Source organism: Mesorhizobium sp. P2_F5 (assembly GCF_056403715.1).
The window spans coordinates 108,617-123,033 of sequence record NZ_JBFUEY010000004.1 but is presented as its reverse complement, the minus strand read 5'-3'; the positions used below and the strand labels follow the sequence as shown (position 1 = coordinate 123,033).

The following is a 14,417-nucleotide window of genomic DNA, read 5'->3' as shown; positions in this document are numbered from 1 at the left end:
GGGCGGAGGTGCGGGTTTCTCAGGCGACTGCCCGTGCGGGCAGCGCCGGCAACACCTTGATCGCAAAGACGGTTTCGCCACCTTGCGCCAGCGCGAAGATCTCGCCGAAGGGCGCCGGCCGGCCGAGAAGAAAACCTTGCGCCTCGTTGCAGCCTTCGGCGCGCAGGATCGACAACTGGCTTTGCGTCTCGACGCCTTCGGCCAGCACTGGGATATCGAGGCTCTGGCCGAGCGCCAGCACGGCGCGGATGATGGCCTTGGCCTGCGGGCTGGTCTCGACCTCGGACATGAACGAGCGATCGAGCTTGATCTTGTCGAAGGGGAAGGCGCGCAGCGTTTCCAGGGACGAATAGCCGGTGCCGAAATCGTCGATGGCGATGGTGACGCCCAGCGCCTTGATGCGCCGCAATATGGTCAAGGTGCGGTTCTTGTCGGCGATGATGGTGGATTCGGTGATTTCCAGCTCAAGCCGGCTTGGCCGCAGGCCCGTCTCGATCAGGATTTCATGAATGAGTTTCGGCAGGTCCGCATGCGCGAACTGGACCGGGGAGAGATTGACCGCCACCTTGTATGGATGCTCCCATGAGGCGGCCTCCCTGCATGCGGTGCGCAGAACCCATTCGCCGACCGGCAGAATGAGACCGTTCTCCTCGGCCAGCGGAATGAAGTCGAGTGGTGGAATATTGCCGCGCGTCGGGTGCTTCCAGCGCAGCAGCGCTTCATAGCCCCTGATGTCGCCGGTCAGGACCGAGGTTTGCACCTGATAATGCAGGTCGAGTTGTCCGTTTTCCACCGCGTCGCGCAGATCGTTGGCCAGCGTGCGGTTGGCACGGACGGCCTCGTCCATGGCTTGCTCGTAGAAGCAGACAGTCTGGGTCACATTCGCCTTGGCGCGATACATTGCCAGATCGGCGTTGTTGACCAGCGCTTCCCTGAGCGCGTCATTGGGATAGATCGCCACCCCGAGGCTGGCGCCGGTTGCTGTCTCGAAGTCGGCGATCCTGAGCGGCGCAGACAGCGCTGCCTCAAGCCGCGACACGAAGTCCACGAGGTCCGACTGGCCCTTCATGCGTTTTATGCCGGCAAACTCATCGCCCCCGAGACGCGCGACGAATTCGCCCTCCTGCAGCAACGCACTCATGCGTTCCGCCAGGGTCTTCAGGGCCACGTCGCCGGCGCCGTGGCCCCAGAGGTCGTTGATTTCCTTGAAACGGTCGAGATCGATGCCGACTACCGCCACCTTGCAACCGAGCTCCTTTGCGCGGTCGATCTCGCGGTCGAGATAGTCGTTGAAGTTCGCCCGGTTCGGCAGCCCGGTGAGCGTGTCGTTCATCGCCAGATGGTGCAGGCGGCGAAAGGCTTCGGAGCGCGTGCGGTCATCGATCAGGTAGCTGGCAAGGCCGGTGCCGATAATGATCAATCCGGCCACGGCAACGCCAAGCGCCATGGCTCGCAAGGCAGCAGGATCGGTGTAGTCGCCCCGCATGGCCATCGGCGTCACCTGCAACGCCGCCATGGCGGTGAAATGCAGGCTGACGATGGCCACCACTAGGATCGTCGCGGCCCAGTATTTGTGGCCGGATAAGCGCTCGTTCAATGCGACGTTGATCGCCAGGCAGGCAAAGACCGCCGACAGCACGATCGAGACGACGAGATAGGTCATGTCCCATTCGACCAGGCCGTCGACATGGTAGGCGGCCATGCCGGTGTAGTGCATGCCGGAGATGGCCAGCCCGACGATGATGCCGCCGACGGAGGGGGCAATGCCTGGAGCACGGGCCGTTGCTGCGATGAAGCCGGCGGCGGTGCCCGCCATGGCGATGAACAGCGAGGCGATCGTCAACACCGGATCGAAGGCGACGGGCGCACCTGGATCGTAGGCCAGCATGGCGACGAAATGCGTGCACCAGATCGATGATCCCGCACAGACCGAGGTCAGGAAATGCCAGCCGATCTGTTGCAGGCCGGAGGCTTCGTTGGCACGCAGGAAGAGCCTGATCGTCGCCCATGAGCCGGCGCTGCAGACCAGCGCCGCGACAAGCACCAGCCAAAGGTTGTGCTCCATTGTCACACAGGAGATGACGCGCATCATGATCGTGACGCCTTCTTCGCTTTTGGCGGAGGTGCCGCGCCTTCCGCCTCGATCAATCCGCCGCCCGGTGCCGTCCGTGAACGGCTGACATGCCCAGTTCGAGCGGGGGGTGACAAAGGCGAGAAGGCAGCCGCCCCCAAAACGCGGTTGCCGATAAACCCAACCCTGGGGTTCAACTTCTAATAGGTGGTTAATTGCATTCGCCGGCGCTTGCGCGTCTCGATGCATGGTTTCCAGAAAGTGTATAATAATTTCGAAAGCACAATAATATCGATATTTCTGGTGCTTTGAGGCGCCCGCGGGACTGTATCGGCCGGGTAGCCTTGACACCGACCGATCGGTCAAAGCGCCACGCTGCGCTGGATCATGTCTGCGGAGGTAAGGCGCGATCAGAGCCCGAGATGGCCTTTAAGGCTGGGCACCGAGCCCAGCACTTCGTTGGTCAGCTGCGGTCCCGCCGCGGCTTCTGCCTGCTGGACCAGCGTTGCGCCGGCCTTCTGGATCTGCGCCATGTCGAGGCCGGAGGCTTTCAACGCGGCGACGCCGTTGATCAGCGCGCCTGTCTTTTCGCCGAGCACGCCGCCAAGCGCACCCTGCAGCGATGACAGGAAGCCACCGCCACCAGCCGGCGCTGCCGCCATGACATCATATTTCTGCGCCAGCGCATCGGCGCCCGGTATCTTGGCGAAGAATGACGAGGCTGCGGTGCCTTCGGCTTCATGCTCGAGAACCGAGAAGATAGTGCCGACGACCTTTTCGGTGACGGCCTGATCGAGGCCGGCTTTCTCGGCGACGGTGTTCACGATGCTCTGGGCGTTCATGGTATTTCCCCTCGGTGTTGCTGTCGGTTATCGGGTTTCCGAACGGCGCCGGTCGACCCGGACCTTCACCATCCGCCTGGCAGCTTCCGACGCGGCGGAGCGCAGGGCCAGCAAGGCCGCGCCGGCAAGGACGAGTGCGCTTAAAAGGATCGGAGTGGACAAGGTCATGGCGTCGTTCCTTTTCGTCAGGCCCGCCGCGACAGGCGAACCCACAGTCAGCTTCCCTTCATGAACCCACAGTCAGCTTCCCTTCATATTGTGGCGGCACCATCAACATTCTCTGAAATGACCAAAATGTGATGACAGTCTGGCGATTTGCTCAGGGCCAGCCGCGCGATATTACCTCGCGGAGGGAGCGTCACTCACCCGTGACTGGACCGTGCGAGCTTGCACCCTATCTTGATCCGCGAGGTCATCTCTGAGTGACCGTGAGGTCATCTCGGAGAGACCGTGAGGTCATCTCCTAGCGAGGAGCATGCCATGACGAAACCCACCGCCGAATCCGCCAAGCCTGCCAGCCCCGCCATCACCCAGGCGATGATCGACGCCTATGACGAGTACACGCATCTGACGCTCGACCGCCGCCGCTTCATGGAGCAGCTGACCAGGCTTGCCGGGTCGGGCGCCGCAGCGGCCACGATCGCGCCTCTCTTGGCCGCCAACTCCGCGCAGGCGGCTGTTGTCGCCGGCGACGATCCGCGCGTGAAGGCCGAAGACATTACCTATCCCGGCAGCAGCGGTGAGATGAAAGGCTATCTGGTCAAGCCGGCGAACCAGGCGGGCAAGCTCGGCACCGTCATCGTGGTACACGAGAACAGGGGCCTCAACCCGCATATAAGGGATATCGCGCGGCGCGTGGCGCTGGAAGGTTTCGTGGCGCTGGCGCCGGATTTCCTGTCGCCGCTTGGCGGCACGCCCGCTGACGAAGACAAGGCGCGCGACATATTCACCAAGCTCGACGCCAGCCAGGTTACCGCCGACGGCCTGGCGACCATCGCCTATCTCAAGGGCGAGAAGGACGGCAATGGCAAGGTCGGCGCGGTAGGCTTCTGCTGGGGTGGCGGCACCGTCAACACGCTGGCCGTCAACGCGCCTGATCTTGCGGCCGGCGTCGCCTATTACGGCATGCAGCCGAAGGCCGAGGATGCGGCGAAGATCAAGGCGGCGCTTTTGCTGCACTATGCCGGGCTCGACGAGCGCATCGACGCCGGCATCGATGCCTACAAAAAGGCGCTCGACGCCGCCCATGTCGAATACACGGTCTATGTCTATGACGGCGTCAATCACGCCTTCAACAACGACACGTCAGCCGCGCGCTACGACAAGAAGGCCGCCGATCTGGCGTGGGGCAGGACGATCGCTTTCCTCAAGGAAAAGCTGGCTTAGAGCCCCGCTCGTCAGGGCGACCGACAGCGCCACATGGTCGCTGGCTGCGGTTGTCAAAAACTGGTGAACGTCAGGCGTGGCCGCGTTTCATGCGCGCCTGCTTCAGGATGGCGCGCCAGCGGATCATGTCGAAGGGGATCGGCTCGTTGTTGTTGGCGATGTGGAAGATCTCGTTGTTGACGTTCTTCAACGAGCGCCAGAAATCATAGTCGGTGATACGCGGATCGGCAGCCAGCCTGTCCACTTCGACCTTGATGTCGGTTTTCATGCACGTTCCTCGAACCGCCTGTGCCCGCCGCCTGCATCGCAACTCGGATCAACCCGTTCTCAAACGGTCTGCTGAGTCGTTCAATGGCTCAAATGGCTTGTTCACGTTAAAACCTTGGTAAGGTTAACGCGGGCGTCGGAGGGCTTCAAGCGGTCTTGCGGCGAATACCGATCGAACGGCCGGCGCGTTCGGGCATCGGCAGTGCGGAGTGGGCGGCGCGCATGGCTTCCACCTTGGCCTGCACGTCGGCGGGGAAGGGCGCGACCTTCGGCCCGGACATGTCGACATGCAGCGACAGGGTTTCCGAGGTGGCGGCGAGCCAGCCGTCGACATGGCGGATTTCCTGGTAGGCCCTGAGCCGCTTGTCGTCGTGATCGATCAGCTGGAACGAGACGACGACCTTGTGTTCGAGATGCAGCTCCTGGACGTAGCAGACATGGACCTCGGCCGTGTAGATGGTCAGGCGCCGCTCTTTGACATAGTCCAGCCCCATGCCCATCGCCTCGAACGCTTCGTCCGAGCAGCGGTCGAACAGCACGTTGTAATAGGCCATGTTGAGGTGGCCGTTATAGTCGATCCAGTCTTTTTCGATGTCCATCGGTTTGGAAACGAAGGGGGCGGGGATGGGCATGGAAACTTCCTTGTTCTGGTGCTGGACCGAGTTGGTGCTGGACAGGGCGTGGCGGGCAAGACTACGCATCCATAATCGCATAACAAGCATGGACGCTGGTCCATTCGCGGAGGAATTCATGGCTCTGAGCGACCTCAATCCGGTCGAACGCAACGAGGAGGGCATCGCCGCCGTGCTCGGTATCCTCAAACAGCAGTTCGGCGAGCGCTTCCAGACCGGTGAGGCGATCCGTTCTCAGCATGCGCACACCACCACCTATATCCCGACGCAGGCGCCCGATGGCGTCGCTTTCCCGGAGACGACGGTCGAGGTGCAGGAGATCGTGCGCGCCTGCGCCACGCATCGCGTGCCTGTGATCGCCTTTGGTGTCGGCTCCTCGCTGGAAGGCCACACCAATGCGCCGGGTGGCGGCATCTCGGTCGATACCTCACGCATGAACCGCATCCTGTCGGTCAACCCTTGGGATCTCGACTGTACCGTCGAGCCCGGCGTGACGCGCGAGGACCTCAACCGGCATTTGCGCGACACCGGCCTGTTCTTCCCCATCGACCCCGGCGCCAATGCCTCGCTGGGCGGCATGGCGGCGACGCGAGCCTCCGGTACCAACGCGGTGCGCTACGGCACAATGCGCGAGAACGTGCTGTCGCTGACGGCGGTGATGGCCGATGGCGAGACGGTAACGACCGGCAAGCGCGCCAAGAAGAGCTCGGCCGGCTACGACCTGACGCGGCTGCTGGTCGGCTCGGAAGGCACGCTCGGCATCATCACGTCGCTGACCTTGAAGTTGCAAGGCATTCCGCAGGCGATTTCGGGCGGCGTCTGCCCGTTTCCGAGCCTGGAGGCGGCTTGCAATGCGGTGATCGCCACGATCCAGATGGGCATTCCTGTCGCGCGTATCGAATTGGTCAACGCGCTGCAGATGCGGGCGATGAAGAATTATTCCAAGCTCGATTATCCCGAGAGCCCGTGCCTGTTCGTCGAGTTCCACGGCAGCGATGCCGGCGTTGCCGAACAGGCCGAAACCTTCGGCGCCATCGCCGAGGACAATGGCGGCGGACCGTTCCTGTGGACCAGCGTCGCCGAGGAGCGGACGAAATTGTGGAAGGCGAGGCACGACGCCTACTGGGCATCGCTGACGCTGCGGCCGGGCACCAAGGGCCTGTCGACCGATGTCTGCGTTCCGATCTCGCGGCTGGCCGAATGCGTTGCCGAAACCGAGGCCGACATTACCGAGATGGGCCTGGTCGCGCCGATCGTCGGCCACGCCGGCGACGGCAATTTCCATGTGCTGGTGCTGATGGATGTGAATGATCCCAAGGAGATCGCGCTGGCAGAGAAATTCGTCGCGCGGCTGAACATGCGGGCGATCGCCATGGACGGCACCTGCACCGGCGAACACGGCATCGGCCAGGGCAAGATCGGGTTCCTGCGCCATGAACTCGGCCATGGCGTCGACATCATGCGCTCCATCAAAAAAGCGCTCGACCCGCAAGACATCATGAACCCGGGCAAGATATTACCTGCATAGCCGAAATGTGAGGAGCGGCAATGCGATATGGGACCGAGACTATGGAGCCCCTGGTTATAAGCGCATCGCGCGGCAAGACACTGTTGTTTTTGTCGGCCAGCCTCTTCTTTGTCCTGGCCTGCGCTTTCCTGATCTATGTCTCCGAGGACGGCGACACCGCCGGCCTTTGGTGGTGCGTGGCCTTTTTCGGGCTGGGCGCGTTGGTGTTTGCCTGGCAGCTTGTGCGCCCGCAGATTCTGGTGCTGAACGGACAAGGTTTCAGTCTCGGCGGCGGTCTTGTTCGATCGCCCAAGCTGGTCCCCTGGAAGGATATCGAGGGCTTCTTCGTCGTCCATCGTCGGCGCAGGATCGGCGATATGATCGGGTACAATTTCGCACCGGGGGTCAAGAAAAGCTCCGTCATGCGCAGCGTCACCAAAAGCCTGGGGGCCGAAGCTGCATTGCCCAGGGTTTGGACATTGTCGCCCGAGGAGATGGTCGTGCTGCTGAACGAATACCGCCAAAGGGCCATTGCGGGATAGGACCGCGGAGCGCGAGAATTGCCTTTATACCGAGGGAGGGCCAATAGATGCCGACATCAGAGGCGTTGTTGCCGATCGACGTGCCGTTATCGTCCGCCGGCGCGCCCTTGCCGCATGTCTTTGCCGATGAGGAAAGGCTGCTCGTTGCCTACATCGTCAACACTCCGGATCCGTCATTCGACGGCACCAGTCCGCGCTCGATCTCGCCGGCGACTGCCGACCAGTCGATCGCCATCCTGACGGCTGATCCTTATCGGGTATTTCAATTTGGCCCGCCAAATGACGAGGCCATTCGCGGGCACCGCTTGTATGGGCTGGGGCTGCAGCCCTATTCCGCGTTCGAAGTCCTCAATTCGTCCTGGATCGCCTCCTTCGAGAAGGCAAATCGGGTTCATTCGTCCCACACGCCGGCGCTGTTTTCCGACTATCGGCACTTGATCCTGACGTTCCATGATTCGACGCTGGAATTCATTGCCCGAAGCTTTTCGATCAACCTTCACCAGGGAACGGTTCTGACGGCCTTGATGGAGAGCGTCGGCGATCCCACGCCTTGATCGGATCGCCGTTTGGACGCAGACTTCCGTGCGGGAAGACCGGGAAGACGCGGGCTTCACCAAAGGGAGAAACGATGCCATGGCGATGTCACGCAAGGAAGAGGCGCGGGCGCTGAGCGCCGATGAACAGGGTCTGGTCGAGAAGTCGCATCACCCGGCAGTGCAGGACCTTGCCGATACCGAACTTGGCAATCTGGTCAAGCTGCTGCGGGAGCGGCGCAACAAGGCGCAGACCGAGGCGCATCGGCGCCGCCGCGAAATACGCGGCAAAGGCGCGCCAAAGGGCGCCACGCCTTCAAAGGCCGATGGCGGCTCACAGCTCAAGCTCGAGGTTCTGGCGATGGCCATGCGGCGACTGAACGGCGAGGCCGAACGCCGCCGGCAACTGGCAGCGCGGGTCTCGTTGGTCACGAATGCCCGCAACGCACTGGCCAGGAAGCAAGAGGCCGCCGCGAACGGGCCGGATTTCAACGCGCGCACCGCACACAAGGGCATGCGGTCGGTGGCCAATCAGCGGCCCCCGGATCTGGTTCGGCCGGCGGAGCGCGGCCGGCAGCGGCAGGCGGCCAAGGTGGCGCAGGCAAAGCGCGACGCGCGCTGACCTTTGGTGTGGACGGCCTGGATGAAGATTGCAGCCTAAGGCGCGCCGCGCCAAGGAAATTGCCTCTTTATCGACACGCTGATGCGGGTAGAGTGCGGCTGACTTTCAATCAACCCGTTCGGAGCTGATGCTCGCACGCCTGTTCGTGATCTTCGGTGGCTTGTTCGTGCTGGTGCTGCTTGCGGCGCTGGTGGTGCCGTATTTTATCGACTGGACCGGCTACCGCGCTGAGTTCGAGCGCGAGGCGAGCGCCATTCTCGGCCGCAAGGTGACGGTGCAGGGCGACGCCACGGCAAGGCTGTTGCCGTTCCCGTCGGTCACCTTCTCCAACGTCACCGTCGCCGGCGGCCCCGGCGGCCAACCGGCAATGACCGTCGAGACGTTTTCGATGGACGCGGAGCTGGCGCCGTTCCTGCGCGGCGAAGTGCTGATCTTCGACATGCGGCTGGTGCACCCGAAGGCGACGATCGACATCGCCGATGACGGTACGGTCGACTGGGCGATGCGGCCGTCCTCGCCTTTCGATGTCAACCAGATCTCGATCGAGAAGCTGACGGTGACGGACGGCGAGATTGCGCTCAGCCATGCCGCGGGCGGGCGCAGCCATCTCATTTCAGAGATCAATTCGACAATCTCGGCCAAGTCGCTGGCCGGGCCGTGGCGCATGGACGGCACGTTGCGGCTCGACGGCCTGCGCTCGACTGTTGCCGCCTCGACCGGCAAGGCCGAGGGCAATGGCCAGATGCGGCTCCGGCTCAAGGTCGATCCCGATGCCTATCCGCTGGTCATCGAGACCGACGGCAATGCCGGTATCGTCAACGGGGCTGCCGTCTACTCCGGCCAGTTCAAGATTTCCGGAAATGACAAGAACGACAAAGGTTCGGTCGCGCTGCGCGGCACCGATGGCGAGGTTGTCGAGGTCAATACGGGCAAGGTCAGTGCCGGCAAGCCCGATCCGGGGTTTCGGCTGAACGGCAAGTTCTCGCTCGACCACCAGAAGCTCGGTGTCGACGAATTCCGCTTCGAGACCGGGCCGCTCGACAATCCCTACACCGCCGACGGCAAGGCTTCGGTCGATCTCGGCCTGAAGCCGAGCTTCGCCATCGAAGCCAATGGCGCGCAGGTGCAACTGGACGAGGCGGTGGGTGCGGAGAAGGGCGCCGGCCTGACACTGGATCAGCGTATTGCCGGAATCGAGCAGGCGCTGCTCGACCTGCCGAACCCGACCATACCCGGCACCGTCGAGGTCAAGCTGCCGGCGGTCGTAGCCGGCGACACCACCGTGCGCGACGTGCATCTCTCCGCCGAGCCGGTCGAGGGCGGCTGGTCGGTGAAGTCGATGGCCGCGACCTTGCCCGGGCGCACCACGCTGGAAGCCAGCGGCATGCTAAGCGTCGAGGATCATTTCGGCTTCAGCGGCTCGCTGCTTTTGGCGGTGGCGCAGCCTTCCGGCTTTGCCGCCTGGCTATCGAAAGATGTCGACGAGGCGATCCGTCGCCTGCCGGCCGCCGGCTTCAAGGCCAAGGTCGATCTTTCCGAGAACCGCCAGGCGTTCAGCGACCTCGAACTGATCCTTGGCAAGGCAAAGTTTTCCGGCCGCATCGATTCCAGCCAGCCGGACGGCGCCAGGCCGTCGGTGCTGATGCGGCTCACGGGCGGCGAACTCGACGTCGACGGGCTGACGGCCTTCGCCTCGATCTTCGTCAGCGACAAGGGCGCCAACCGCTTTTCCGACCGCGACCTCGATTTCCAGATCAAGGCCGGGCCTGTCAGCGCCGGTGGGCTGACCGCCGACACGGTCGATACCGCGCTCAGGCTGCGCGATGGCCTGCTCGAAATCGACCGGCTGTCGATTGGCGGCCTTGCTGGCGCCTCGATCAGCGCCACCGGCCGGATCAAGGATTTCCCGGCAAGCCCGACCGGCAAGCTCGACGCCTCGGTGGTCGCCGTCGATCTGAAGCCGCTGATCGACATTGCCGCGCAACACTATCCCGACAGTGATTTGCTGAAGGGGCTGGCAAGCCGCACTGCTGCCTATCCCGAACTGTTCCAGGACGCCCGTGTCGATCTGGTGGCAAGTGCCGCCGATAATGGCGACGGCACGACAGGGCTGGCGGTGAGCGGGCAGGGCAAGGCCGGCGGCTCGTCCTTTTCGGCGTCGCTGTCGGGCAAAGGGGCCGTCGGCCAGCTGCTCGAGGCGCCGGTGACGCTGACCTTCAACGCCAAAAACCCCGACGCCACGGCGCTGCTGGCGCTCTATGGTTTGCCGGCGCTGCCGCTCGGCATGCTCGGCCAAGCAAGCACCGACATCTCGGCGAAAGGCACGCTTGGCGGCGGCCTGGCGACGAGCTTCAATCTCGCCGCCGATGATTTCAAGGCAACGTTCGACGGCACCGTCGCCGAAAGCCCGCAAGGCGCCACCGTCAAAGGCAAGATCGGCCTCGACGCCTCCGACATCGAGCCTTGGCTGATGACGACCGGCGTCGGCCTGCCGGGCATGGGGACGGGCACCTCGACCTCGCTCAGTGCGGATGCCGATTTCGGCAATGGCCTGCTGGTGCTAAGCGGCCTCAGCGGATCCATCAACGAAGCGGCGGTGTCGGGCGACGTCAACATCGATGCGAAGCAGGGCCTGCCGCATCTCTCGGGTGCGCTGGTGCTGGACGAGCTCGATCTCGATCCGATAGCGGTGGCGCTGTTTGGCGACCAATCGTTCCTTACCAGCAATGGGAGCTGGCCGACGGAGCCATTCAGCCAGAAATCCCGCCTGCCGTTCAGCGCCGACCTCGATTTGACGACGGCCACCCTTGCCGCCGGGCCAATGGCAACGGCCTATGACGCGACGCTATCGCTGAAGCTCGACGAGGAAGGCATCCGCGTTTCGGATCTGAAGGCTAAGCTGCTCGGCGGCGCGCTCACCGGGCTGTTCGAGTTGAAGAACACCGACGGCACCGGGCTGTTCTCGGGTCAGATGAGACTTGCCGGCGCCGATCTGGCGACCGTGCTGCCTAGTGCCGGTCTAAGCGGCAGCGGCGATTTCTCGACGGGACTGTCGACCAGCGGCAAATCGGTCGATGCGATGATTGCGGCACTCTCCGGCTCCGGCACTGCGGCGCTGAAGGGGCTGACCATTGCCGGCGTCAATCCCGATGCCTTCGGCGCCTTGATTGCCAAGGCCGACGCGATCGGGCGCGACATCGACGTGGCCAAGACCGCGGGCTTTGCGCCTGACATTGCCGGTGACGGCAGTTTCGCGGCCGGCGATACCGACATCGCCTTTACAGTCGCCGGCGGCACGCTCAGGGCGCCGCCGGTCAAGCTGGAAAATGCCGGCGCGGCGCTGTCCGCCGACATCACGGCGGACCTGAACACCAGCACTGTCGCTGCTAAGGGCACAATCACCTACAAGCCCGGCGACGAGGCGCTGGTCGGATCGGATCCCTCAGTCAATTTCAGTGTCGACGGGCCGTTCGGCGCGATGAAGAAGCAGTTCGACAGCGAGCCGCTGGCACAGTTCCTGACCCAGCGCGCGCTGGAAAAAGAGCAGCAGCGGGTCGAGGCGATGCAGGCAGCACTGCTCGAGAAGCAGCGGCTGCGGCGCGAAGTGCGCTATTACGCCGCCCTGCAGACCGAGCGCGAGAATGCCGCCGAGGAATTGCGCAAGCAGGAGGAAGCGGCGCGGCTGAAAGCCGAGGCCGACGCCAAGGCGAAAGCGGAAGCCGATGCGAAGGCGCAAGCCGAAGCGGAGGCGAAGGCCAAGGCGGATGCTGAAGCAAAGGCAGACGCCGATGCGAAAGCGCAGGCGGAGGCAGACGCCAAGGCCAAGGCAGATGCCGACGCGAAGGCGCAGGCCGAAGAGCAGGCTGCCGAAGACGCCGCAAAGGCCGAAGACGAACGCAAGAAGGCTGAGCAGGCGATGCGGATTGCTTCGCAGGAAAAGGCCAAGCTGGAGGCCGAACGCAAGGCTCAGGAGGCGCCGAAGGTCGACCGCTCATTGCCTGGCGTCAATGACGGTTCGGCCCCTGCGCCACCGAAGCCCAAGACAAATCCGTTCTCGGTCGACAATCTGCTGAAGTCGCTGGGCAATTAGGACGGGTTCATTCCACGCTTCGCCCAGTCCAGTACGTAGAGCCGGAGCGCCGAGGAGAGATTGGCATCGCGGGGCCGGGTCTCGTCGATTTCGGCGACAAGGGCCGCGAGCGTCAGCTTTCGTGCCGCAGCAATGGTGACGAGATCGTCGTAAAAGGGTTTTTCGAGCGAATAGCTGGTGCGGTGGCCGCGGATCGTCACCGAGCGTTTTTCGACCGGGCTCACCGCAGGCTGCCCATCAATCGCCCTGGTCTTCGGGGCGTTCGCGGCGGTGGCCGGCAACGAAGTTTTCAGCCTTGTCGGAAATCAGCCGGTCGCGGGTTTTTTCGGCTTTGGAACGGCCATGCAGAGCGCGGTTCTCGCCGGCGAGCTTTTCCTTTTCGGTGCGCGCCTTTTGCTTACGGACCTGGCGAAGGTTGACGACATCGCCCATGCCGCCGTCCGTCCCGCTACTTCTTGCGGAAGGCGTCGAGCGAAACGACGTCGGCGCCCTTGCCGGCGGCGACATCGGCCACGGCCGGCTTCTTCTCGGCTTCGGCCGCAGCCGCCTTCTTTTCGGCCTTCGGTTTTTTCTCGGAGACGATGGCCAAGGGCTCGGGAGCCGGCTGTGCCGGTGCGTCGTCTTCCGCAGGGACGTCTGTCTTGACGTCGAATTCGAGTTCGAAATTGACCGACGGGTCGTAGAAGCCGCGCACGGCCGAGAACGGGATTTCCAGTTTCTCCGGCACATCGGAGAAGGACAGCCCGACCTCGAAGCCGGTATCGGTCACCTTCAGGTCCCAGTACTGGAACTGGATGACGATGGTCATCTGTTCGGGATAGCGCTCGCGTAGCCTGGACGACACGCGCACGCCCGGCGCGCCGGTCAGGAAGGTGATGAAGAAATGATGATTGCCGGGAAGGCCGGTGCGCGCGACTTCGGCCAGGACCTTGCGCATGACGCCGCGCAACGCCTCCTGGGCCAGAATGTCGTAGCGGATGTGGTCGTCGGCCATGTGCTGGTCGGGTTCCGTTGAATCGTCCGCATAGCTGTAATCAAGCTTGAGGGCGGCGTAAACCGGATATAGATCGCAGGCACGCCGAAGCGAAGCCTATCTCTGACGATTTGATCGCTCGGTTCGATCAGGCGCTGGCCAGCAGGGCCTGCTTTTCCACCGCTGCCGCGGACCTGCGCTTGCCGAAGGCGCGCAGGAAGGTGCGCACACCGTGGGTGGCAGATTGCAGCACTTCATCCTCCGACGGCATGCCGCCGAGCATGAAGGTGGTCTGCAGTTCGGCGTTGGCCAGGGCGAGGAACTGGCGGGCAGCGACGTCGGGGTCATCGATCGCGAGGTGGCCGGCATGGGCGAGGCGGGCAAAACGAGCGGCAAGTGCCGGCCAGGTCCGACCCGGACCCTGGTCGCGCCATTCGGCAAACAGTTCGGGATAACGCTCGCCCTCGGTCTGGATCAGCTTGCGCAGGAAGCGTCCATCGCGATTGCAGATGCAGTTCTGGTTCATGCGCACGGCAAAGCCGATCAAATCGGCTTCGAGTTCCCTGGGCTGGTCGGGGAAGCTGGCAAAGGTGGCAAAGATGCCGGCATTGCAGCGCTCGGTCAGATCGCGCACCACGGCCATGAAGAGCTTCTCCTTGTCGCGGTGGTGATTGTAGATGGTCTGGCGCGAGACGCCGGCTTCCATCGCGATCAGGTCGATATTGGCGCCGGCGAAGCCTTCGCGGCAAAAGACCGAGGCCGCCGCGTCGATGATCGACATACGCTTGGCCTCGTGGCCGCGTGGCGGAAAAATGTCAGGAGAGACGGCGAGCTTCATTAAAATCTATATAGAGGTGATTGACGAATTAGACAAGAGTGTCTAATTTTGTGGACATAACAAAGAGAGATTTCTTTCCGGAGAGGCGGTTTAATTCGCTCTGGAGTCGGAATT

Annotated in this window: 15 protein-coding genes; 6 read left to right on the top strand and 9 right to left on the bottom strand. The window is 63.3% G+C overall.

Annotation, left to right across the window (positions count from 1 at the left end):
* Positions 1–19: 19 nt before the first annotated feature.
* The 3 genes from AC1DYO_RS07190 to AC1DYO_RS07180 all read right to left on the bottom strand — a co-directional run bounded on the left by AC1DYO_RS07190 (position 20) and on the right by AC1DYO_RS07180 (position 3,081).
* The gene (locus tag AC1DYO_RS07190; protein WP_477261706.1) at positions 20–2,092 is read right to left on the bottom strand and encodes a putative bifunctional diguanylate cyclase/phosphodiesterase; all 2,073 of its coding nucleotides are present in this window, start codon (positions 2,090–2,092) and stop codon (positions 20–22) included.
* 389 nt (positions 2,093–2,481) lie between these two features.
* A complete protein-coding gene (locus AC1DYO_RS07185) occupies positions 2,482–2,913 on the bottom strand; it encodes a hypothetical protein (RefSeq protein ID WP_477261704.1) in 432 nt (143 codons plus the stop codon).
* Between the two features lie 27 nt (positions 2,914–2,940).
* On the bottom strand, positions 2,941–3,081 hold the full coding sequence (locus AC1DYO_RS07180; protein ID WP_477261702.1) for a hypothetical protein: 141 nt from the start codon (positions 3,079–3,081) through the stop codon (positions 2,941–2,943).
* Between the two features lie 312 nt (positions 3,082–3,393).
* Here AC1DYO_RS07180 and AC1DYO_RS07175 point away from each other — a divergent pair, with 312 nt between their 5' ends.
* Complete coding sequence (locus AC1DYO_RS07175) at positions 3,394–4,299, top strand: dienelactone hydrolase family protein (RefSeq protein ID WP_477261700.1); 906 nt, start codon at positions 3,394–3,396, stop codon at positions 4,297–4,299.
* 70 nt (positions 4,300–4,369) lie between these two features.
* Here the strand turns inward: AC1DYO_RS07175 and AC1DYO_RS07170 are convergent, their stop codons facing one another.
* Positions 4,370–4,567 carry a hypothetical protein gene (locus tag AC1DYO_RS07170; RefSeq protein ID WP_013531006.1) on the bottom strand — a complete coding sequence of 66 codons (198 nt, stop codon included), beginning with the start codon at positions 4,565–4,567 and terminating at the stop codon, positions 4,370–4,372.
* Positions 4,568–4,712: 145 nt separating this feature from the next.
* Entirely contained in the window at positions 4,713–5,198 is a 486-nt protein-coding gene (locus tag AC1DYO_RS07165) for a thioesterase family protein (RefSeq protein ID WP_181055797.1), read from the bottom strand.
* 118 nt (positions 5,199–5,316) lie between these two features.
* On the opposite strand from AC1DYO_RS07165, the gene AC1DYO_RS07160 reads away from it, so the two are divergent.
* The 5 genes from AC1DYO_RS07160 to AC1DYO_RS07140 all read left to right on the top strand — a co-directional run bounded on the left by AC1DYO_RS07160 (position 5,317) and on the right by AC1DYO_RS07140 (position 12,492).
* Positions 5,317–6,726, top strand: coding sequence for an FAD-binding oxidoreductase (locus AC1DYO_RS07160; RefSeq protein ID WP_477261696.1), 1,410 nt, complete (start codon positions 5,317–5,319; stop codon positions 6,724–6,726).
* A 41-nt stretch (positions 6,727–6,767) separates the two neighbouring features.
* Positions 6,768–7,247: a hypothetical protein gene (locus AC1DYO_RS07155; RefSeq protein WP_477261694.1), complete on the top strand. Its 480-nt coding sequence runs from the start codon at positions 6,768–6,770 to the stop codon at positions 7,245–7,247.
* A gap of 47 nt (positions 7,248–7,294) precedes the next feature.
* Positions 7,295–7,801: a hypothetical protein gene (locus AC1DYO_RS07150; RefSeq protein ID WP_477261692.1), complete on the top strand. Its 507-nt coding sequence runs from the start codon at positions 7,295–7,297 to the stop codon at positions 7,799–7,801.
* 79 nt (positions 7,802–7,880) lie between these two features.
* Complete coding sequence (locus AC1DYO_RS07145; RefSeq protein ID WP_477261690.1) at positions 7,881–8,402, top strand: hypothetical protein; 522 nt, start codon at positions 7,881–7,883, stop codon at positions 8,400–8,402.
* Between the two features lie 127 nt (positions 8,403–8,529).
* Positions 8,530–12,492 (top strand): AsmA family protein, encoded by a 3,963-nt coding sequence (locus AC1DYO_RS07140; RefSeq protein ID WP_477261688.1) that lies wholly within the window; start codon positions 8,530–8,532, stop codon positions 12,490–12,492.
* Here AC1DYO_RS07140 and AC1DYO_RS07135 read toward each other — a convergent pair.
* From AC1DYO_RS07135 to AC1DYO_RS07120, 4 genes are all read right to left on the bottom strand, one after another.
* Positions 12,489–12,716, bottom strand: coding sequence for a ribbon-helix-helix domain-containing protein (locus tag AC1DYO_RS07135; RefSeq protein ID WP_477261686.1), 228 nt, complete (start codon positions 12,714–12,716; stop codon positions 12,489–12,491). The two genes, AC1DYO_RS07140 and AC1DYO_RS07135, sit on opposite strands and share 4 nt — an antisense overlap.
* A gap of 13 nt (positions 12,717–12,729) precedes the next feature.
* Complete coding sequence (locus tag AC1DYO_RS07130) at positions 12,730–12,924, bottom strand: DUF4169 family protein (RefSeq protein ID WP_477261684.1); 195 nt, start codon at positions 12,922–12,924, stop codon at positions 12,730–12,732.
* 16 nt (positions 12,925–12,940) lie between these two features.
* Entirely contained in the window at positions 12,941–13,486 is a 546-nt protein-coding gene (locus tag AC1DYO_RS07125; protein ID WP_477261682.1) for an SspB family protein, read from the bottom strand.
* Between the two features lie 127 nt (positions 13,487–13,613).
* Positions 13,614–14,303 (bottom strand): TetR/AcrR family transcriptional regulator, encoded by a 690-nt coding sequence (locus AC1DYO_RS07120; RefSeq protein ID WP_477261680.1) that lies wholly within the window; start codon positions 14,301–14,303, stop codon positions 13,614–13,616.
* Positions 14,304–14,417: the final 114 nt, after the last annotated feature.

Excerpts from the sequence above, each read along its gene's own strand:
- AC1DYO_RS07120 (WP_477261680.1), bottom strand. The coding sequence starts at position 14,303 with ATGAAGCTCGCCGTCTCTCCTGACATTTTTCCGCCACGCGGCCACGAG.
- AC1DYO_RS07155 (WP_477261694.1), top strand. The coding sequence starts at position 6,768 with ATGGAGCCCCTGGTTATAAGCGCATCGCGCGGCAAGACACTGTTGTTT.
- AC1DYO_RS07165 (WP_181055797.1), bottom strand. The coding sequence starts at position 5,198 with ATGCCCATCCCCGCCCCCTTCGTTTCCAAACCGATGGACATCGAAAAA.
- AC1DYO_RS07170 (WP_013531006.1), bottom strand. The coding sequence starts at position 4,567 with ATGAAAACCGACATCAAGGTCGAAGTGGACAGGCTGGCTGCCGATCCG.
- AC1DYO_RS07125 (WP_477261682.1), bottom strand. The coding sequence starts at position 13,486 with ATGGCCGACGACCACATCCGCTACGACATTCTGGCCCAGGAGGCGTTG.
- AC1DYO_RS07185 (WP_477261704.1), bottom strand. The coding sequence starts at position 2,913 with ATGAACGCCCAGAGCATCGTGAACACCGTCGCCGAGAAAGCCGGCCTC.
- AC1DYO_RS07190 (WP_477261706.1), bottom strand. The coding sequence starts at position 2,092 with ATGATGCGCGTCATCTCCTGTGTGACAATGGAGCACAACCTTTGGCTG.
- AC1DYO_RS07150 (WP_477261692.1), top strand. The coding sequence starts at position 7,295 with ATGCCGACATCAGAGGCGTTGTTGCCGATCGACGTGCCGTTATCGTCC.
- AC1DYO_RS07180 (WP_477261702.1), bottom strand. The coding sequence starts at position 3,081 with ATGACCTTGTCCACTCCGATCCTTTTAAGCGCACTCGTCCTTGCCGGC.
- AC1DYO_RS07130 (WP_477261684.1), bottom strand. The coding sequence starts at position 12,924 with ATGGGCGATGTCGTCAACCTTCGCCAGGTCCGTAAGCAAAAGGCGCGC.
- AC1DYO_RS07145 (WP_477261690.1), top strand. The coding sequence starts at position 7,881 with ATGGCGATGTCACGCAAGGAAGAGGCGCGGGCGCTGAGCGCCGATGAA.
- AC1DYO_RS07160 (WP_477261696.1), top strand. The coding sequence starts at position 5,317 with ATGGCTCTGAGCGACCTCAATCCGGTCGAACGCAACGAGGAGGGCATC.
- AC1DYO_RS07140 (WP_477261688.1), top strand. The coding sequence starts at position 8,530 with ATGCTCGCACGCCTGTTCGTGATCTTCGGTGGCTTGTTCGTGCTGGTG.
- AC1DYO_RS07175 (WP_477261700.1), top strand. The coding sequence starts at position 3,394 with ATGACGAAACCCACCGCCGAATCCGCCAAGCCTGCCAGCCCCGCCATC.